Source organism: Rhizobium sp. GN54, assembly GCF_021026345.1.
Classification (GTDB): Bacteria; Pseudomonadota; Alphaproteobacteria; order Rhizobiales; family Rhizobiaceae; genus Mycoplana.
This window is the reverse complement of the sequence record NZ_JAJNCZ010000004.1, coordinates 60,436-79,006: the sequence shown is the minus strand read 5'-3', so window position 1 is coordinate 79,006 and position 18,571 is coordinate 60,436. Positions and strand designations below refer to the sequence as shown.

The 18,571-nt window shown below is 64.3% G+C and carries 16 protein-coding genes; 8 read left to right on the top strand and 8 right to left on the bottom strand.

The genetic code is table 11. The features are described 5' to 3' along the window. The first annotated feature begins 122 nt into the window (after positions 1 to 122). The 7 genes from urtA (at position 123) to LQK81_RS12415 (ending at position 6,806) form a co-directional block, all read left to right on the top strand. A complete protein-coding gene (gene urtA / locus LQK81_RS12445; RefSeq protein WP_230806625.1) occupies positions 123 to 1,385 on the top strand; it encodes an urea ABC transporter substrate-binding protein in 1,263 nt (420 codons plus the stop codon). Positions 1,386 to 1,545: 160 nt separating this feature from the next. Beyond that, a complete protein-coding gene (urtB, locus tag LQK81_RS12440; protein ID WP_230806624.1) occupies positions 1,546 to 2,472 on the top strand; it encodes an urea ABC transporter permease subunit UrtB in 927 nt (308 codons plus the stop codon). 11 nt (positions 2,473 to 2,483) lie between these two features. Next, positions 2,484 to 3,626 (top strand): urea ABC transporter permease subunit UrtC, encoded by a 1,143-nt coding sequence (gene urtC / locus LQK81_RS12435; protein ID WP_442967119.1) that lies wholly within the window; start codon positions 2,484 to 2,486, stop codon positions 3,624 to 3,626. A gap of 12 nt (positions 3,627 to 3,638) precedes the next feature. Continuing rightward, positions 3,639 to 4,397, top strand: coding sequence for an urea ABC transporter ATP-binding protein UrtD (gene urtD, locus LQK81_RS12430; protein WP_230806623.1), 759 nt, complete (start codon positions 3,639 to 3,641; stop codon positions 4,395 to 4,397). 10 nt (positions 4,398 to 4,407) lie between these two features. Next, positions 4,408 to 5,097: an urea ABC transporter ATP-binding subunit UrtE gene (urtE, locus tag LQK81_RS12425; RefSeq protein ID WP_230806622.1), complete on the top strand. Its 690-nt coding sequence runs from the start codon at positions 4,408 to 4,410 to the stop codon at positions 5,095 to 5,097. 42 nt (positions 5,098 to 5,139) lie between these two features. Beyond that, positions 5,140 to 6,369 (top strand): formamidase, encoded by a 1,230-nt coding sequence (gene fmdA, locus LQK81_RS12420; RefSeq protein ID WP_230806621.1) that lies wholly within the window; start codon positions 5,140 to 5,142, stop codon positions 6,367 to 6,369. A 104-nt stretch (positions 6,370 to 6,473) separates the two neighbouring features. After that, positions 6,474 to 6,806: an FmdB family zinc ribbon protein gene (locus LQK81_RS12415; protein WP_230806620.1), complete on the top strand. Its 333-nt coding sequence runs from the start codon at positions 6,474 to 6,476 to the stop codon at positions 6,804 to 6,806. Here the strand turns inward: LQK81_RS12415 and LQK81_RS12410 are convergent. Next, the gene (locus tag LQK81_RS12410; protein WP_230806619.1) at positions 6,803 to 8,128 is read right to left on the bottom strand and encodes an ATP-binding protein; all 1,326 of its coding nucleotides are present in this window, start codon (positions 8,126 to 8,128) and stop codon (positions 6,803 to 6,805) included. The two genes, LQK81_RS12415 and LQK81_RS12410, sit on opposite strands and share 4 nt — an antisense overlap. A 283-nt stretch (positions 8,129 to 8,411) precedes the next feature. On the opposite strand from LQK81_RS12410, the gene LQK81_RS12405 reads away from it, so the two are divergent. Then, a complete protein-coding gene (locus LQK81_RS12405; protein ID WP_230806618.1) occupies positions 8,412 to 9,260 on the top strand; it encodes a MipA/OmpV family protein in 849 nt (282 codons plus the stop codon). A 66-nt stretch (positions 9,261 to 9,326) separates the two neighbouring features. Here LQK81_RS12405 and LQK81_RS12400 read toward each other — a convergent pair whose 3' ends face one another. The 7 genes from LQK81_RS12400 to LQK81_RS12370 all read right to left on the bottom strand — a co-directional run bounded on the left by LQK81_RS12400 (position 9,327) and on the right by LQK81_RS12370 (position 18,557). Next, positions 9,327 to 10,049 carry a response regulator transcription factor gene (locus LQK81_RS12400; protein WP_230806617.1) on the bottom strand — a complete coding sequence of 241 codons (723 nt, stop codon included), beginning with the start codon at positions 10,047 to 10,049 and terminating at the stop codon, positions 9,327 to 9,329. A gap of 148 nt (positions 10,050 to 10,197) precedes the next feature. Next, positions 10,198 to 10,815, bottom strand: coding sequence for a methyltransferase family protein (locus LQK81_RS12395; RefSeq protein WP_230806616.1), 618 nt, complete (start codon positions 10,813 to 10,815; stop codon positions 10,198 to 10,200). A 170-nt stretch (positions 10,816 to 10,985) separates the two neighbouring features. Further along, entirely contained in the window at positions 10,986 to 14,069 is a 3,084-nt protein-coding gene (locus LQK81_RS12390) for an efflux RND transporter permease subunit (protein WP_230806615.1), read from the bottom strand. Beyond that, positions 14,066 to 15,253, bottom strand: a complete 1,188-nt coding sequence (locus tag LQK81_RS12385) for an efflux RND transporter periplasmic adaptor subunit (protein WP_230806614.1) — start codon at positions 15,251 to 15,253, stop codon at positions 14,066 to 14,068. Before LQK81_RS12385 ends, LQK81_RS12390 begins: the two co-directional genes overlap by 4 nt. 267 nt (positions 15,254 to 15,520) lie before the next feature. Beyond that, positions 15,521 to 16,645 (bottom strand): zinc-dependent alcohol dehydrogenase family protein, encoded by a 1,125-nt coding sequence (locus LQK81_RS12380; RefSeq protein ID WP_230806613.1) that lies wholly within the window; start codon positions 16,643 to 16,645, stop codon positions 15,521 to 15,523. 36 nt (positions 16,646 to 16,681) lie between these two features. Next, entirely contained in the window at positions 16,682 to 17,575 is an 894-nt protein-coding gene (locus LQK81_RS12375) for an MBL fold metallo-hydrolase (RefSeq protein ID WP_230806612.1), read from the bottom strand. A 13-nt stretch (positions 17,576 to 17,588) separates the two neighbouring features. Next, complete coding sequence (locus LQK81_RS12370) at positions 17,589 to 18,557, bottom strand: flavin reductase (protein ID WP_230806611.1); 969 nt, start codon at positions 18,555 to 18,557, stop codon at positions 17,589 to 17,591. Between the last annotated feature and the right edge of the window lie 14 nt (positions 18,558 to 18,571).

Here is an 18,571-nt window from a genome sequence, read left to right as displayed (position 1 = left end):
ATGGGGGCAAATACGTTAAATGCTCCATTGTTGCATCGCACCAATCCTGTCGAAGTTCGGGCAGCTGGCGGTTGATCGACCAGTGAAAGTTCAAAAAACGAGCGACATGATGAGGGTTTGCTATGAGGGATGATGTTCCGGGAAATACCCTGTCCGTAAGCCGGCGGACGCTATTGGCTGGCATTGCCAGCCTGCCCGTACTTGCGATGATGGGCCAACCGCTGCTGGCGTCGGACTACCCGACCGCCACCGTCAACACCACGGGCCTTGCGGTCACAGACGACACCGTCAAGGTCGGCATCCTGCATTCCGTCACCGGTACCATGGCGATCAGCGAGACCGGTTCGGTGCAGGCCGAGAAGCTGGCAATCGAGCAGATCAACGCCGCAGGCGGCGTTCTCGGCCGCAAGATCGAGTTCATCCAGGAAGACGGCGCCTCCGACTGGCCGACTTTCGCCGAGAAGGCCAAGAAGCTGCTCGTGCAGGACAAGGCCGCCGCCGTCTTCGGCTGCTGGACCTCGGCCTCGCGCAAGGCCGTCCTCCCGGTCTTCGAGCAGTATAACGGCATGCTCTACTACCCGACCTTCTACGAAGGCCTGGAAGAGAGCCCGAACGTCATCTACACCGGCCAGGAAGCGACCCAGCAGATCCTCGCCGGCATCGACTGGGTGGTGAAGGAGAAGGGCGCGAAGAGTTTCTACCTGCTCGGCTCCGACTACATCTGGCCGCGCACGTCCAACAAGATCGCCCGCAAGCACATCGAAAAGCTCGGCCTCGAGGTCGTCGGCGAGGAGTACTATCCGCTCGGCCACACCCAGTTCAACTCGGTCATCAACAAGATCAAGCTGCGCAAGCCCGACGTGATCTATGCAATCGTCGTCGGCGGCTCCAACGTCGCCTTCTACAAGCAGCTGAAGGCCGCCGGCATCGATCTCGCCAAGGAGAAGCCGCTGCTGCTCACCATCTCGGTGACGGAAGACGAGATTCTCGGCATCGGCGGCGAGAACATGGCCGGCGCCTACGCGATGATGAAGTACTTCCAGAGCCTCGACAACGACAACAACAAGGCCTTCGTCGAAGCCTTCAAGAAGATGTGGGGCGACAACATCGTCATCGGCGACGTCACCCAGGCAGCCTATCTAGGCCCCTGGCTGTGGAAGGCCGCGGTCGAGAAGGCCGGCTCCTTCGACATCGACAAGGTCAAGGCCGCCTCTCCGGGCATCGAGCTGACGACGGCGCCGGAAGGCTACGTCAAGATCCACGACAACCACCACCTCTGGTCCAAGGCCCGCGTCGGTCGCGCCAAGCTCGATGGCCAGTACGAGGTCGTCTACGAGACATCAGACCTGATGGAGCCGGATCCGTTCCCGGAAGGCTACCAGTAAGCCCTGAGCGGCGCCACCTGCCGCTTGCCCCTCACCCGGCTGCCGCCACCCTCTCCCCGCAAGCGGGGAGAAGATCCCGGCAGGGGGATGAGGGGCAGGTAGCGGGTGGTGCTTTCCTCGCCCCCTTACCCAAGATCCGCTTCCAACGCGCGAGGCCACGATGATCGGCGACTATACCTTTGGCGAATTCACCTCGATCCTGGCCATGCAGGGTTTCGCAGGTCTCATCCTGTTTTCGGTCTTCGTGCTGATGGCGCTGGGCCTTGCGATCATCTTCGGCCAGATGGGCGTCATCAACATGGCCCACGGCGAGTTCATGATCCTCGGCGCCTACGTCACCTATATCTGCTCGCACATCGTCACCGAGTACGTGCCGGGCCTGTTCCCGGTCTACTTCTTCATCGCCATGGCGCTGGCTTTCGTCGCCGCCTTTGCGCTGGGCGTCCTGGTCGAATGGGGGATGATCCGCTTCCTCTACCGCCGGCCGCTCGACACGCTGCTCGCCACCTGGGGCCTGTCGCTGATCCTGCAGCAGGTCTACCGCTCGGTCTTCGGCGCCCGCGAGGTCGGCGTGACCCTGCCCGACTGGATGATGGGCTCGATCGCGCTGACCGACATGATCGAGATCCCGATCAACGGCCTGTTCGTGATGGCGCTGACCCTCATCGTCTCGTTCGCGGTCTACTTCATCCTGTTCCGCTCCGCCTGGGGCAAGCAGGTGCGCGCGGTGCTGCAGAACCGCGTCATGGCGGGCGCGGTCGGCATCAACACCAAGCGCGTCGACGCGCTGACCTTCGGGCTCGGCTGCGGCATTGCCGGCATCGCCGGCTCCGCCTTCACCATGATCGGCTCGACAGGTCCCACCGCCGGCCAGCTCTATATCGTCGACACCTTCCTGGTGGTCGTCTTCGGCGGCGCCGGCAGCCTCATCGGCACCATCGCATCCGCCTTCACCATCTCGCAGGCGCAATCGACCATGGAGTTCTTCATGAGCGGGTCGATGGCCAAGGTGCTCACCCTGCTCACCGTCGTCGGCATCCTGATGCTGCGCCCGCAGGGCCTGTTCACGCTCAACATCCGCCGCTGAGGAGCCCCGTCATGCAATCCCCCATGCACTCCGACTCCACCTTCTTCTCCCGGCAAGGATGGCTCTCCTTCGTCGTCCTCGCCGCCATCCTGCTTCTCGTCCTGCCGGCCGCCTTCGACATTTTCCGCCTGAACCTGATCGGCAAGTACCTGACCTATGCCTTCGTCGCCCTCGGGCTGGTGCTCTGCTGGGGCATGGGCGGCATCCTCTCGCTCGGCCAGGGCATCTTCTTCGGGCTCGGCGGCTACTGCATGGCGATGTTCCTCAAGCTCGAGGCCTCGACGCCGGAAGCGACCAAGATCCAGTCCACCCCCGGCATCCCCGACTTCATGGACTGGAACCAGCTGACAGAACTGCCCGTCTGGTGGCAGCCGTTCCACTCCTTCGGCTTCACCCTGGTCGCGATCATCGCCGTCCCCGCCCTCTTCGCTTTCGTCATCGGTGCCGCGATGTTCAAGCGCCGCGTGGGCGGGGTCTACTTCGCCATCATCACCCAGGCGGTCGCCGCGATCATGACCATCCTGATCATCGGCCAGCAGGGCTATACCGGTGGCGTCAACGGCATCACCGACCTGCGCACCCTGCTCGGCTGGGACATCCGCACCGACGACGCCAAGCTGATCCTCTACTTCGTCTGCGCCGCCCTGCTGCTCGGCTGCGTGCTGTTGGCGCAGGCCATCAATATCTCCAAGTTCGGCCGCCTGCTCGTCGCCATGCGCGACCGCGAGGACCGCGTGCGCTTCTCCGGCTACGACGTCTCCAACTTCAAGATCTTCATCTTCTGCCTCGCCGCCGCCTTCTCGGCGATCGGCGGCGCCATGTTCACCCTGCAGGTCGGCTTCATGTCGCCCTCCTTCGTCGGCATCGTCCCCTCGATCGAAATGGTGATCTTCTGCGCGGTCGGTGGCCGGCTGTCGCTGTTCGGCGCAGTCTATGGCGCGCTCATCGTCAACGCCGCCAAGACCTCATTCTCCGAGAGCTTCCCGGAGCTCTGGCTGTTCGCCATGGGCGGCCTGTTCATCGCCGTCGTCATGGCCTTCCCCAACGGACTTGCCGGCCTCTACCGCGAGCATGCCGAGCCCTGGCTGCGGCGCCTTCTGAAGCGCTCCGTCGCCCGCCCCGCCGTCGCCGCCGCCGCCAACACCGCAAACTGAGAGGACCGCGCCATGCATGTCAGCGATACCGAGCAGAAGGACTTCCTGCTTGCGGTCGAGGGGCTCACCGTTTCCTTCGACGGGTTCAAGGCTGTGAACGACCTCTCCCTCTATGTCGACGAGAACGAGATCCGCGTCATCATCGGCCCGAACGGTGCCGGCAAGACCACCGTGCTCGACCTGATCTGCGGCCGGACCCGACCGACCGACGGCTCGATCCGCTTTTCCGGCCAGGAGCTGACCGGCATGCGCGAGCATGAGATCGTCCATGCCGGCGTCGGCCGCAAGTTCCAGAACCCGTCGATCTACGAGGATCTGACGGTGTTCGAGAACCTGGAGCTGTCCTTCCCGCGCGGCCGCAACGTCTTCGGCGCCCTGTTCTTCCGCCGCGATGCCGAGGTGCGCGACAGGGTCGAGGAAGTGGCCGAGCTGATCTTCCTCAAGGACCATCTCGACACGGAAGCCGCGATCCTCAGCCACGGGCAGAAGCAGTGGCTCGAGATCGGCATGCTTCTGATCCAGAGCCCGAAGCTCCTGATGCTCGACGAGCCGGTCGCCGGCATGAGCGTCGGCGAGCGCATCAAGACGGCCGAACTCCTCAACACCATCATCCGCAACCAGTCGGTGATCGTGATCGAGCACGACATGAAATTCGTCGAGGACATCGCCCACCGCGTCACCGTGCTGCACCAGGGCAAGGTGCTGTCGGAGGGCTCGATGGAGCGGGTCAAGCACGATCCCAAGGTCATCGAAGTCTATCTCGGCCACTAGGAGAAAAACGATGCTCGCAGTCGAGAACCTTCACGTCGCCTACGGCCAGAGCGAGGTGATCCACGGCATGAACTTCGCCCTTCAGCCGGGCGAGATCGTCGCCATCATGGGCCGCAACGGCATGGGCAAGACCACGCTGATGAAGTCGCTGATGGGCATCGTCCCGTCGACGGCCGGCGTGGTCCGCATCGGCGGCACGCAGGTCGAGGCGATGGAGAGCTATCGCCGCGTCGGCGCCGGCCTCGCCTACGTGCCGCAAGGACGGATGATCTTCTCGGCGATGACGGTGAAGGAGAACATCGAGACCGGGCTGACCGTCACCGGCGAGCGCAACGTCCCCGACCACATCTACGAGCTCTTCCCTGTCCTGCTCGAGATGAAGGGTCGGCGCGGCGGCAATCTCTCCGGCGGCCAGCAGCAGCAACTCGCGATCGCCCGCGCGCTCGCCTCCAAGCCGAAGGTGCTGCTGCTCGACGAGCCGACCGAGGGCATCCAGCCCTCGATCATCAAGGAGATGGCGCGCACGCTCTGCCGCATCCGCGACGAGATGGGGCTTTCGATCCTCGTCTCCGAGCAGGTCCTGAGCTTCGCCCTCGACATGGCCGACCGCGTCCTCGTCATCGAGAAGGGCGACATCGTCCACGAGAGCCCGCGCGCCGGCATCGACGAGGCGAAGGTCTCGGCCTTCCTCTCCGTCTGACGCCCCGTTTCACACCCCGCTTTCACCAGGAAGGAGCAAAAAATGCCCGAAACACTGATCAAGGTCGATCTCGACGAGTCGCCCTTCACCAATGAGAAGATTCATAACCGCTGGCACCCGGACATCCCGATGGCCTGCTGGGTCGAGCCCGGCGACGACTTCCGCGTCGAGACCTACGACTGGACCGGCGGCCAAATCAAGAACGACGACGACGCTGCCGATGTGCGCGACGTCGATCTCAACCAGGTCCATTTCCTTTCCGGCCCGATCGGGGTCAAGGGCGCGGAGCCCGGCGACCTGCTGGTAGTCGACATCCTCGACATCGGCGCCTTCGACAACAGCCTCTGGGGCTTCAACGGTTTCTTCTCGCTCAACAATGGCGGCGGCTTTCTCGACCAGCATTTCCCGAGCGCGCAGAAGTCGATCTGGGATTTCAAGGGCATGTTCACACAGTCGCGCCATGTGCCCGGCGTCAAATATGCCGGCCTGATCCATCCCGGTCTGATCGGGTGCCTGCCCGACCACAAGATGCTGGAGATGTGGAACACGCGCGAGAAGAAGCTCAACGACACCGATCCCAACCGCGTGCCGTCCCTCGCCAAGCTCCCCGAAACCGCCGCCGCCCATATGGGCGCTCTCAAGGGCGACGCCCGCGATGCCGCCGCTGCCACCGGCGCCCGCACCGTGCCGCCGCGCGAACATGGCGGCAATTGCGACATCAAGGACCTGTCGCGCGGCTCGAAGATCTATTTCCCTGTCTATGTCGATGGCGCCGGCCTTTCGATGGGCGACCTGCACTTCTCCCAGGGCGACGGCGAGATCACCTTCTGCGGCGCCATCGAAATGGCCGGCTGGCTGCATATCAAGGTGAGCCTGCTCAAGGGCGGCATGGCCAAGTATGGTATCAAGAACCCGATCTTCCGCCCCTCGCCGATGGCGCCGAAATATGACGACTACCTGATCTTCGAGGGCATCTCCGTCGACGAGAGCGGCACCCAGCATTATCTCGACGTCACCACCGCCTATCGCCAGGCCTGCCTCAACGCCATCGAGTACCTGAAGAAGTTCGGCTATTCCGGCGCCCAGGCCTATTCCATCCTCGGCACCGCGCCGGTGCAGGGGCATGTCTCTGGCGTGGTCGACATTCCCAATGCCTGCGCCACGCTGTGGCTGCCGACCGACATCTTCGAGTTCGACCTGATGCCCGGCAATGACGGGCCGAAGAAATATCTCGACGGCTCGATCGACATGCCGATCGCGCACGATCTCTGATGGCGTGACGTCTGGCGGATGGCGCGCCATGCGCCGTCCGTCCATCGCCGCCGCCGGCACTGTCGCCGGCGACGTGACAACCCAAGACGAGGCGGGACCAACACATGCCCTACTACGATTACAACTGCGCCGACTGCGGCCCCTTCACTGAGATGCGCCCGATGGCCGTCTCGGCCGAGCCCTGCGACTGCCCCTCCTGCGGCACGCAGGCCCCGCGCGCCTTCTTCACCACGCCGTTCTTCTCCGGCATGGACACCGGCACCCGCACCGCGATCGCCACCAACGAGCGCGCCCAGCACGAGCCGAAGCGCTCCAAGTCGCTCGGCCACGGCCCCGGCTGCGGCTGCTGCGGCAGCAAGAAACCGTCGAAGTCGGTCTACCGCGCCGACGGCTCCAAGACTTTCCCCTCCGCCCGGCCCTGGATGATCAGTCACTAGAAACCTGACGGCATTTCCAGCCGGACGGTCAGCCCTTTGGGGCTGCGATCGAGAAACCGCAGCTTGCCGTTGTGGGCCTGGACGATCTCGGCGACGATCGAGAGGCCAAGGCCGAAGCCGGCATCGGCGTCTCCGCGCGCCGCATCGACCTTGAAGAAGGGCTCCAGAACGCGGCTTCGATATTCCTCGGGGATACCGGGCCCGTCGTCCATGACGTCGATGATCGCCTTGCCGTTATCCGTGCGGAGCTCGACCTCGACAATGGTGCCGAACTTGATCGCGTTTTCGCACAGATTGGTCACCGCCCGCGTCAGCGCCAAAGGCTTGAAGCTCGCAACCAAGCGTGCAGGCCCGCGATAGCGGACATCATGCCCCATGTCGGCAAACTCGTCGCAGACCGTCTGCAGGACCGAGGCCAGATCGACGCGCTGCCGCGCTTCGCGCTGATGGTTGTCGCGAAGATAGACGAGGCTTTCCTTGAGCAGGCGGTCGATTCGCTCGATATCCGTCAGCAGGGCGTCGCGAACCTCGTCTTCGCCGACACGCTCGGCCCGAAGCCGCAATCGTGTCAGCGGCGTCCGCAAGTCGTGACTGATGCCGCGCAGCATCCGGGTCCGGGCCTCGACCATGGTCGAGATACGACGCTGCATGCCGTTCAGCGCCCGCGCAAGGGTTACGATCTCGACGCTGCCGCGCTCCTCGAAGAGCGCCGGGCCGACCGAGATATCGGCCTTCATCGCCGCCGATGCGATGCCGCGCAGCGGCCGCGTGATCGCCCAGACGGCGAAGACGGAAAACAGGATGACAAGCGTGACCGTCGCCACCAGATAGTTCGAGCCGAACCTCAGCGCGTCGTTGCGCAGAAAGCTTTCGGGCAGCAGTTCCATGACCAGCAGCGTGTCGTCGTCCACCTTCGCGGCCAGGACGCGCTTGCCGTCGACGAAGGTCCGCCATCCTCCGACCGGGACCGGGCGGTCTTCCGGCGGAAGGAGGCGATCGATCGCGACCTGGATGAACGGCTCGTCCGGAGACGATGTGGTGAACCGGTCGGAATAGGAGAACGGTCGCAGGACGAGGCGGTAGTCGCCGCGGTTGGCTGCCGCAAGGATCGTGCTCCTCTCCACGGGCGTCGCCGTCGAGAGGACCGAAGCGATCGTCGAGACACGGCTCGACATGCCCTCCAGGTCCGGCATGCTGTAGTCGTCGCTCACCCAGCTTTCCAGCGTCGAGCCAATGATGAAGGCGATGACCAGGCAGGCGAAAATGACGGCGGTGATCTGGCTGTGAATGGTCGAGATCAACCGGGGTACCCGAAATTTCAAGACGCCTCCCCGGGGCTCTCGCCCCCTGCATGAAAAGAACCGGCAAGAACGGGTCACTCCCCAGCTCACTGCCGGCGACGATAACGATGTTCGCCGAAATTGGACATTAAGTTTTGTGTCTGCCCTGCGGAACCCGCCAGCCGAAACAACCGCGGAAGGCGCCCCCGCAACAAAGCGCAACACAAAGACATGCAGCGCCGGTGCCGTTCGTGACAGGACGGATGTGTTGCAAACACGGCTCGCTTTCTGCCTGCGACGTCCGTGTCAAATCACTGGAGCACTCATGTCTTTTATCCAACGGACCGACCGGCGACTTCCCGCAAGCGCCCTATACGTCACGCTCGTGCTGGCCGGCACGGGCACGAGCACGCTTGCCGCCGATGCGGGCCTGTCAGGACAGGCCCCCGAGGCGCCCTTCGACCAGGAGCGGTTCAACGGCGAAGAGCCCCGGCGCAACTGGAGCCTGGTCCTTGGCGCCGGCGCGATCTACGAGCCGGAATACGAAGGCGGCGACGAGTTCAAGGTGCAGCCTATACCGGTCGTGATCTTCACCTATGGAGAATGGCTGGAGATCGACCCCAGGGGCGTGATGATCACCCCCTTCCGGCACAACGGCTTCGCGCTGGCCGCCAAGATTGGCTATGAAGGCGGGCGAGACGAGGACGATGCAGACCGCCTGAAGGGGCTGGGGGACATCGATTTCGCCGCGACCGTCGGCGCCAGGGCGTCCTATGACTGGAACGGTCTCGAACTCTATGCCAGCATCGACCAGACGATCGACGGCAGCGAGAGCCTGATCGGCACTTTCGGCGCCGAGTATCAGGCGCCGGTGACGGAACGGCTGATCCTTGGCGCCGGCGTCGAGGCAGTGGTCGCCAACGACAAGCATATGGAAGCCTATTTCGGTGTCGATGCCAAACAGTCGGCCCGGTCCGGCCTGGACGAATACAAGGCGGAGGCCGGCCTGAAGCGCGTCAACGCCTCGGCATCGGCCACCTACCTGCTGAGCGAGAACTGGCTGGTACGCGGCGAAGCGAGCCTCGGCATCCTGACCGGGGACGCGGCCGACAGCCCGATCGTGGAAGAGAAGCTGCAGCCTTCGGCGTCGCTGTTCGTCGGCTACAAGTTCTGAGCCAGCCGCCAGGAAGAGAGCAGACAGGAAAGGCCGGGCCATCGCCCGGCCTTTCTGTTTCGAGGATCAGGCCTGCTCGACGCTGGCGGTAAACATGTAGCCGCCGAGCCGGACCGTCTGCAAAAGGACTGGGTTCTTGGGATCGGCCTCGATCTTCTGGCGCAGGCGGCTGATATGCACGTCGACGCTGCGCTCGATCGGACCTGCGAGACCCGTATGGGTGAGCGACAGAAGCTCCTCGCGGGTGATGACCCGGCCGGGATTACGGCAGAAGGCGAGCAGCAGGTCGAATTCCGTCGTCGTCACGGCGATGCGGGCGCTGCTCGGATCGTGGAGCTGCCGTCGCAGCGGATCGATCTGCCAGCCTTCGAAACGCAGTTTCCGCTGCACCGTCGTATTCGCAAGGCCATAGGATGCCCGCCGCAGCAGGCTGCGGATGCGGGCCACGACTTCGCGCGGGCTGAACGGCTTGGTCACGTAATCGTCGGCGCCGACCTCCAGCCCGACGATGCGATCGACCTCTTCTCCCAGTGCCGTCAAGAGAATGATCGGCGTCGTCTTTTCCGAGCGGATGCGCCGGCAGATGCTCAGGCCGTCCTCGCCGGGCAGCATCACGTCCAGGATGATCAGGTCGAACTCGTTGTTGCGCAGAAGCGCGTTCATCACATGCCCGTCTTCGGCGACGGTCGGGATCATGCCGTTTTCCTGCACCGCAAGCGCCAGCAGCTTGCCGATTTCGGGATCGTCCTCGACGATCAGGATCTTCGCATTGGCGGAGTTCGGTTGCACTACGGCCTTCCTCAAACAAAACTCGACGCGCGCAAGGCGATACAGCAGGACCGCGACGCGCCCGAATGCAGGCATGTCGCACGCTGTCCGGATCGCAGATGTTTCGCTTTATTAAGTTTTGTTGCGAGGCTTGGGAAGGCCGCAGTCGTCAGACCGGCAGGGTCCAGAGAACCGGCAGGAGGCCGGCTGCCTGCCCCAGCCTGACGAGCTCGACGACGACCCAGGCGCCGAGAAAGACGATCCCGTCCCTGAGGCTGCCGATCGCACGTGCTGAACGGAGCGGCACGTCTTCGCACTCCCGCCACAGGGAAAGATCCGGCCAGAGCCGCGGGACAGTATCGCGATACGTCTCGAAGCCCCGCCCGTAGCGGCTGCCGAGATAGGCTTCTTCGCCGCGCATCGCCATGTCGAAGGCGAGATAGGCGGCCAGCACGAGCAACGTCATCGACAGCAGGCTGCCCGTCTGCGCGCCGACGCCGGCGATACCGATTAGGCTGAAGAGATAGAGCGGGTTGCGGGTGATCGAATAGGGGCCCGTCGTCACCAGCTCGGCGTTCTTGCGCCCGCCGATATAGAACAGCGACCAGCCACGCCCGGCAATGGCGACGAAGATCGCGATCATCCCCATGGCCTCGAAGACGACGTCGAACAAGGGAAACGGCGGCGGCGGCGCGGTGACGACGAGCAGGCCGAAGGCAAGGCCGCCAAGTGCCCGAAGCGCGTTGATGCGGTAGATCTGCAGGAAGGGAACCCGGATATCGTTCATGGTGCTTTCAAAGCCTCGTGGGGAAGGAAACTCGATGGTTCTTCCCATGCCGGGTGCGGCTTCGGCTTAATGATATGTTGCCGTCTGTTAAGAGCTGCAGGGAAAGATGACGGGGCCGGCCGGCGGTCGGACCGGCCCCGTCCTTGCGCGCCGTTCGGGGCACGGACGCGCTATTTCCGAATCCCACCGGGACCCGCTTCGGCCGACTGGAGGAAAGGCCGTAAGGCGTGGCTCAGGCGATCGCCGATGCCCGACAGGATGAGATGGAAGGAAGGGATCACGATCAGCGACAGGATAGTGGAGACCAGCAGGCCGCCGATCACCGCGATCGCCATCGGCGCCCGGAACTCGCCGCCGTCACCCAAGCCGAAGGCCGACGGCAGCATCCCGCCGACCATGGCGAGCGTCGTCATCACGATCGGCCGCACACGCTCCAGGCAGGCCTCGACGACGGCTTCCGGTCGCGAAAGACCGTGCGCCTCCCTCTCGATGGCGAAATCGACCAGCATGATGGCGTTCTTCGTGACGATACCCATCAGCATCAGGATGCCGATGACGACGGGCAGCGAGATCGTGTGCCCGCTCACGAGCAGGGCCACGGCGACGCCACCGATCGACAGCGGCAGCGATGCCAGGATCGTCCACGGCGAAAGCATGCTCCTGAACAACAGGATCAGGACGATGAGCACGAGCATGATGCCCGCCCCCATGGCGACGGCAAAGCTCTGGAAAATCTCCCCTTCGGTGTCGGAATCGCCGGTGGCCTGGACCCGTACGCCCTCCGGCAGGGTCCTGACGCTGTCGAGCAGGAACAGGCGCTCCAGCCCCTGCCCCGAGGTCAGGCCGGCAGCCATGTCCGCGCCGATCTCGATCCGGCGCTGCCGGTCGAAACGATCGATCGAGGCGACGGTCTCGTCGAAGCTGTGCGCGGCCACGGCCGACAGCGGCACCTGTCCTCCCGCCGAAGTCGGTACGCTGAGGGTTTCAAAGATCGGCAGGCGGCCTCTGGCGGTTCGGTCGAGCACGACGCGGATCGGGATCTGGCGGGAGCCTTCGACGAAGCTCGCGAGCCGCGAATCCACGTCGCCGATCGTGGAGATGCGCAGGGTGCTGGCGATGGCCGCAGTCGAGACCCCCAGCGTCGCTGCCTTGTCGGCATCCACCGTCACCTTCAGTTCCGGGCGCATGGCGACAGCGTCGCTCGCCGGGCCGACGAAACTCCCCTCTGTGGCCATCTCGCGCAGGATCCGATCGGCCGCCTGCTCGACGGCGTCGCCGTCGCTGCCCAGCACGGAGAAGGATACGTCGCGGCCACCGCGATCGTTGAGAAAACGCAGCCGCACGTCCGGAATGCCGGCGAGCCTCTCGTTGAGTTCCGCCTCGATCGCAAAGGAGGACCGGTCGCGCTCGGTCTTGTGCCTGAGCTCGATCGAGACGACGGCATAGCGCACGTCCTGCTGGCCGGTCATGCTCGCCCCCGCGCGCACCAGCACGCCTTCGACCTCGCCGAGCTGTCCGACCTCTGCCGAGATCGCGTCCGTCACCTTTCGCGTTTCCTCGAGCGTAGCGCCGGGCGGCAACTCGACGGTGAGGGTCAATCGCCCGGTGTCCTCCTCCGGCAGGAAGGTGGTCGGCACCGACATCAGCGAGACGATCGATAGGCCGAAGAGGCCGACAGCGGATGCGACCGTCGCCCATTTCCGGTGTAACGTCGCGCGCAGCAAGGCCTCGTAAGCGACGGACAACCGGCCTCTATGTCCTTCGGACGGCGGAGCGCTCGTCATGACATAGGCCGCCATGATCGGCGTGATCAGCCGCGCCACCAGCAAGGAGAAGAATACCGCGATCGCCACCGTCAGGCCGAACTCGCGAAAATAGAGGCCGACGACACCGCTCATCAGCCCGACCGGCGCGAAGACCGCGATGATGGTTGCGGAAATCGCGATGACGGCGAGCCCGATCTCGTCGGACGCATCCAGCGCCGCGCGGTAGGCGGATTTGCCCATATTGCGGTGGCGCACGACGTTTTCGATCTCGACGATCGCATCGTCGACCAGGATGCCTGTTACCAGCGTGATCGCCAGAAGACTGAGAATATTGAGAGAAAATCCGAGCAGATCGAGCGCGAAGAAGGTCGGAATGATCGACAGCGGCAGCGCCACGGCGGCCACCAGCGTCGCGCGCCAGTCGCGCAGAAACAGGAAGACGACGACGATCGAGAGCGCCGCACCCTCCAGCAGCGTGTTCATCGCCGAATGATAGTTTCCGGCCGTATAGGAGACATTGTCGTTGACGAGACGGAAACGCAGGTCCGGATGGGCCTCGCCCAGTGTCTCCACGGCATCGGCGACAGCAGCGGCCACGGTCACGTCGCTCGCCCCTTGCGAGCGGTAGATGGCAAAGCCGACGATATCGGCGCCGTTCAGGCTCGCAAAGGCCCGAGGCTCGGCGACGGTATCGCGAACCGTAGCGACATCCGCCAGCCGCACGGAATTTCCGCCTGAGAGCGAAAGGCGCTTCTCGGCAAGATCCGCCACCGTTCCGGCGGCTCCCGTGGTCGTCAGGACCTGCTCGCCGCCCTCCATCTCGCTGCGCCCGCCGGAGCGGTCGAGCTGGCCCTCGACGATCGCCTCGTTGACCGAACTGACCGACAGCGCAAGCGCCTGCAGCCTGTCGGCATCGAGCTCGACATGGATCTCCCGCTCTGCGCCGCCGATCCGTTCGACGCGCCCGACGCCGGACAGGCCCTGCAGTTCGCGGGTCACGGTGTCGTCGACGAACCAGGAGAGCTCCGCCACCGTCATGTCCTGGCTGGAAACCGCATAGGTGACGACGGATTGCGTCTCCTCCTCGATCCGCTCGATCACCGGCTCGTCGATCGTGTCCGGCAGGTCGCCGCGGATCCGGGATACGGCATCGCGCACGTCCGCCATTGCCCGGTCGGGAGAAACAGGGCCGAGCTCGAATTCGACGGTCGTCACCGACCGCCCTTCGCCGATCGTCGATGACAGCTCCTTGATCGCCGGCAGCGAGGCGATGGCGTTTTCGACAAGCCGCGTCACCTCCGTCTCGAGCTCCACCGGCGTGGAGCCGGGCTGCTCGACGGTGACCTTGACCGTCGGCGTGATGATCGTCGGGAAATAGGTGACCGGCAGCTTGGCGAAGCTGTAGAGCCCGACGACGGTGAGGACGACGAAAAGAAGGATGGACGGGAGCGGATTGCGGATCGCCCAGGCCGAGACGTTGCCGTTCATCGCGCCGCCTCCACCTTCCCGATCGCAAGGGATGCGGCCAGATGATCCGTGGAGGGACGCGCTGAGGCGGCGATGACCGGCCGGACCTTCTCCTCGGCCTTCAGGAAGCCGCCGGATTTCAGAACGACCATCTCGCCGTCGCGCAGCCCGTCGAGGATCTCGACGAAACCGTCCTGCCGGACGCCCACGGTCACCTGGCGGAGGTCCACCACGCCGTCCTCGACGACGAAGACGTTGCTCGCGCCGCCGGCGGTCTTCACCGCACTGCCCGGCAGGACGATATTGCGCCGGGCCAGGGCATTGATGCTGCCGCGGGCGAAGACGCCGGGCCTCAGGCCAGCCACGTCGTCGAGTTCGACGCGCACTTCGCCGCTGCGCGTTGCCGGATCGAGTTCGGCCGCATTGAGCCTCACAGTGCCACCGAGCGGGCCTTCATATCCCGGCAGGGTGATGGTTGCGTGCATGCCTTCGGCCAGCCGCACGAAGCTCGTCTCCGTCACCTGGGCGACGAATTCGATGGCCGCGTCCTTCGCCAGGACGAAGAGCGGGCCGCCGGAGCCGGACACTATCATGCCGACGCGAGCCGTTCTTCTGAGGACCAGTCCGCCCTCCGGCGCCCTGACGGTGCTGCGCTCGATCGCAAGTTCGATCTCGTCGCGCTCGCGGGCAACGATTTGCGCGTCGGCTTCGGCCAGCTTCAGCGACTGCAGCGCCAGCCCCAGTTCGGCCACCGCGCGGGCATGGGCGTTCTCGTGCTCGTCCAGAACCTGTTGCGAGACGGCCCCCTTCGGCTGCAGCGTCCTGCTGCGCTCCAGGACCTTGCGGGCCTCGGCCTCGCTCACCTTCGCGACATCGAGCCTGCTCTCCTCCACCCTGACGGCGGCCTCCGCGCGCAGGATGCCGACCGCGTTCCTGTCGAGCGACAGGCGGGCATCGGTCGTGTCCAGCAGCGCGAGCGGCTGGCCCTTGTCGACGGTCTGCCCGACCTCCACAAGGATATGCTCGATCGCCCGCCCCTGGACGAGCGGGTGTACCTGAACCTCTTCCCTTGCAGCGAGCGACCCGACCACGGGAACCGTCTCGGTCACGGCACCCTGGCGGGCGACGACAACCGTAACCGGCATCTGTTCCTCGGCCGCCTGGGAGGTGGAAATGAAGGCAAGCCAGAGAAGCACCACGCCCACCAGAAACCTCGGGGCCGGATGCGCCTGCGACAAGAATGATCGGGATATCCCACCCATGAAACGCCCTTCCGTTTGATCCGCAGACAGTTGCGGATAATCCGGAAGTGACCCTAGCGATCAGGGCACCGACGGGTGTGTCATCGCGTTAAGAAACGTTGCACCGGGGGCGATCTGACGGCTTGAGAAGAGTTGACGTTCTCCACGTTCCTGGGCAGGCGAGGCCGGGAAAGGCTCCCCCTTTCGCAGCCCTTCGAAAACGCCCGAACCTCACATTTCGACGACCAGCCGGATAACCTCGCCCCTGTGCAGGCGGTCGAAGCCTTCGTTGATGTCGTCCAGGCGGATCGATCCGCTGAGAAGCCTGTTCACCGGAAGGCGCCCCGATTTGTAGAGCGCGACATAGCGCGGAATATCGCGAACCGGGACGCAGGTGCCGATATAGCTGCCCTTGAGCGTGCGTTCCTCGGCCACGAGGCTGACGATGTTGACCGGCAAGGCGGCTGTCGGCGCCGGCAGTCCGGCCGTGACTGTCGTGCCGCCGCGGCGCGTCATCTTGTAAGCGCTTTCCAGCGCCTTTTCCGAGCCTGCGAATTCGAAAGCGAAATCTGCGCCGCCATTGGTGAGCTGCCGGACCTTTTCGACCGCATCCGCATCGCGCGCATTCACCGTCGCCGTCGCCCCCAGTTGACGGGCGATCTCAAGCTTCTCATCGGAAAGATCCACGGCAATCACCTGTGCGGCACCGGCGGAGATCGCGCCGAGCAGCGCCGCCAGCCCGACGCCGCCGAGGCCGATGACCACGGTCGTCTGGCCCGCCTGCACCTTTGCCGTATTGACCACTGCGCCGACACCCGTCAGCACGGCGCAGCCGAACAGCGCCGCCTCGTTGAACGGCAGATCCTTGTCCACCTTCACGATCGAGCGGCGCGACACGACTGCATGTTCGGCAAAGGCCGAGCAGCCGATGTGGTGATGCACCGGTTCTCCCTGGTATTTCAGCCGGATGCTGCCGGTGAGCAATGTGCCCTTGCCGTTTGCCGCAGCGCCCGGCTCGCAAAGCGCCGGTCGCCCTTCCGAGCAGGGCAGGCAATGGCCGCAGCTTGGCACGAAGGCAAGCACGACGTGATCACCGACTTCGAGATCATCGACGCCTTCGCCGAGTTCGACCACCTCGCCCGCCGCCTCATGCCCGATCGCCATCGGCAGCGGACGCGGCCTGCTGCCGTTGATGACGGAGAGATCCGAATGGCAGAGCCCGGCTGCGCGGATACGCACCAGAACTTCCCCCTGCCGCGGGCGCTCCAGATCAAGCTCGGCGATGTCCAGCGGCTTGCTCTCGGCATAAGGCATGCTCGCGCCCATCTGGCGAAGCGTTGCGGCTCTGATCTTCATGTCTCTCTCCCTGAATTCAACCTGTTGCCGGCGAAGCTAGCATTCCGAGCAGCGTACGCGAAAACATTCGCCCGCGGTTTCGATATGAGCCGCATGCGGCGCCAGAAAATGCCCGGTCATCAGCATCGTCTCCGTATCTGCAATGCCAGCCAGCAACGCGCTTCGGGTTCGCACTGATTGAGCCGGATCCTCGCAACCCATGCAGCTCAGTTGCGGATAGGCGAGCTGGATCGGGTGATGAATGATGTCGCCCGAAAATACGCATTCTCGACCGTTGGAATGCAGCCAGATGGCGACATGGCCGGGCGTGTGGCCGGGCGCCGGCTTGAACGTCAGGCAGCCGTCCAGCTCATATCCGTCGTCCACCAGCACCACTTGCCCAGTCTCCACGACCGGCAACACGCTGTCGCTATAGGCTGCGAGATGATGGCTGCCCGGATCGGAGCCGTATTTCTCCGCCCAGTAATCATATTCCTTCCGCCCGAAGATATATCTGGCGTTCGGGAATGTCGGCACCCAGCGTCCGTCGATGAGCCTCGTATTCCAGCCGACATGATCGGCGTGGAGATGGGTGCAGCAGACATAGTCTATCGCTTCGGGCTCGACGCCCGCCGCACGCAGGCGTTCGAGGAAGGGCGTGTTCAGATCCGACCACTGCTTGCGGGCGTGTCGCTGCTTGTCATTGCCGACACAGGTATCGACGAGAATCTTGTGCCGGCCGGTATCGATCAGCCAGGCATGGATGCTGAGCTTGATCTGGTCGGTATCGGGATCATGATAAGTCGGCGTGAGCCAGGTCTGCTCCCGCGCCAGCATCTCTTCCGTGACGAGCGGAAAGAAGGACTTCATCCGGAAGGACGTGTCCTCCATCTCCCATATGGCAGAGACCGTAATGTCTCCGATAGCAAATCGGGTCATGACACTCTCCAATATCCGGGTCTGATCAAGCCGATGCAAGCGCCGCCGGCTGGCGGACCGGCGGCCAGCCGTTGTCCCGCGATGTCGCAAGCCGATTGAGAAGCTGTTTCAACACCCAGACCTCGTTCTCGTCGAGGAGGGCGAGACTCTCGGCTTCCGCCGCCTTCAGCATGGCGACGATCTCGATCATCGCCTGGCGTCCCTCGCCGGTCAGATGCGCCCGTCGCGGCATCGCTTCCCCGACCTTGATCAGCCCGATGGACGTGAGCTTGTCGATCGTCTCGTCTGTGATCTCGTCTCCACGTGAACGGCCGATCTCGCGAATATCGTCCAATGTTCTGCCATCCTCATGGCCGAGCAGGGTGAGTACGGCATAGTCCGCGCCGCTCCAGCCGCGCCGGCGCCGTTCCGCCATCGCGTCGCTGCGGATCTGATAGAAGACGCGCGAGATCTGGTAGATGAAGTCGTCCGGCGAAAGGCTGCTGTCCTTCTTCTCGAAGGACGTGCCCTCGCCGGCATGGCGGATAAGCCGGCCGTACTGGCCGCCATGAAAGACCAGCGGCGGCGTGCTGGAATGCTCGAAACCGGTGACCTCGCCGACGAAGATAATGTGGTCGCCACCCTCATACTGATAGGTGGTCCGGCATTCGAAACGGGCCGCGCAGCTCTTCAGGAGCGGGATGTCGCCCTCCCCCCGCTCGACCGTCAGCCCCTCGAACTTGTCTTCCTTCTTGCTCGCGAACAGGCCGGATATGTCGCTCTGATCCGCCGAGAGTATATGTACGGCGAAATGCTCCGCCTGCCGGAAGTCCTCGAAGCTCGAGGATGTCTTCGAAAGGCTCCAGAGGATCATAGGTGGATCGAGCGAGACAGAGCTGAAGCTGTTGGCGGTGCGGCCGATATCCTTGCCGTCGGCAGCACGGGTGGTGACGACGGTGACGCCTGTTGCGAAGGATCCAAGGGCGTTGCGGAGAATGCGTTGGTCATTGGACATGGCGATTGGGCCAG

Bases quoted from the DNA above. Each gene is read 5' to 3' on its own strand.
- urtA (WP_230806625.1), top strand. From the start codon at position 123: ATGAGGGATGATGTTCCGGGAAATACCCTGTCCGTAAGCCGGCGGACG.
- urtB (WP_230806624.1), top strand. From the start codon at position 1,546: ATGATCGGCGACTATACCTTTGGCGAATTCACCTCGATCCTGGCCATG.
- urtC (WP_442967119.1), top strand. From the start codon at position 2,484: ATGCAATCCCCCATGCACTCCGACTCCACCTTCTTCTCCCGGCAAGGA.
- urtD (WP_230806623.1), top strand. From the start codon at position 3,639: ATGCATGTCAGCGATACCGAGCAGAAGGACTTCCTGCTTGCGGTCGAG.
- urtE (WP_230806622.1), top strand. From the start codon at position 4,408: ATGCTCGCAGTCGAGAACCTTCACGTCGCCTACGGCCAGAGCGAGGTG.
- fmdA (WP_230806621.1), top strand. From the start codon at position 5,140: ATGCCCGAAACACTGATCAAGGTCGATCTCGACGAGTCGCCCTTCACC.
- LQK81_RS12415 (WP_230806620.1), top strand. From the start codon at position 6,474: ATGCCCTACTACGATTACAACTGCGCCGACTGCGGCCCCTTCACTGAG.
- LQK81_RS12405 (WP_230806618.1), top strand. From the start codon at position 8,412: ATGTCTTTTATCCAACGGACCGACCGGCGACTTCCCGCAAGCGCCCTA.
- LQK81_RS12395 (WP_230806616.1), bottom strand. From the start codon at position 10,815: ATGAACGATATCCGGGTTCCCTTCCTGCAGATCTACCGCATCAACGCG.
- LQK81_RS12390 (WP_230806615.1), bottom strand. From the start codon at position 14,069: ATGAACGGCAACGTCTCGGCCTGGGCGATCCGCAATCCGCTCCCGTCC.
- LQK81_RS12380 (WP_230806613.1), bottom strand. From the start codon at position 16,645: ATGAAGATCAGAGCCGCAACGCTTCGCCAGATGGGCGCGAGCATGCCT.
- LQK81_RS12370 (WP_230806611.1), bottom strand. From the start codon at position 18,557: ATGTCCAATGACCAACGCATTCTCCGCAACGCCCTTGGATCCTTCGCA.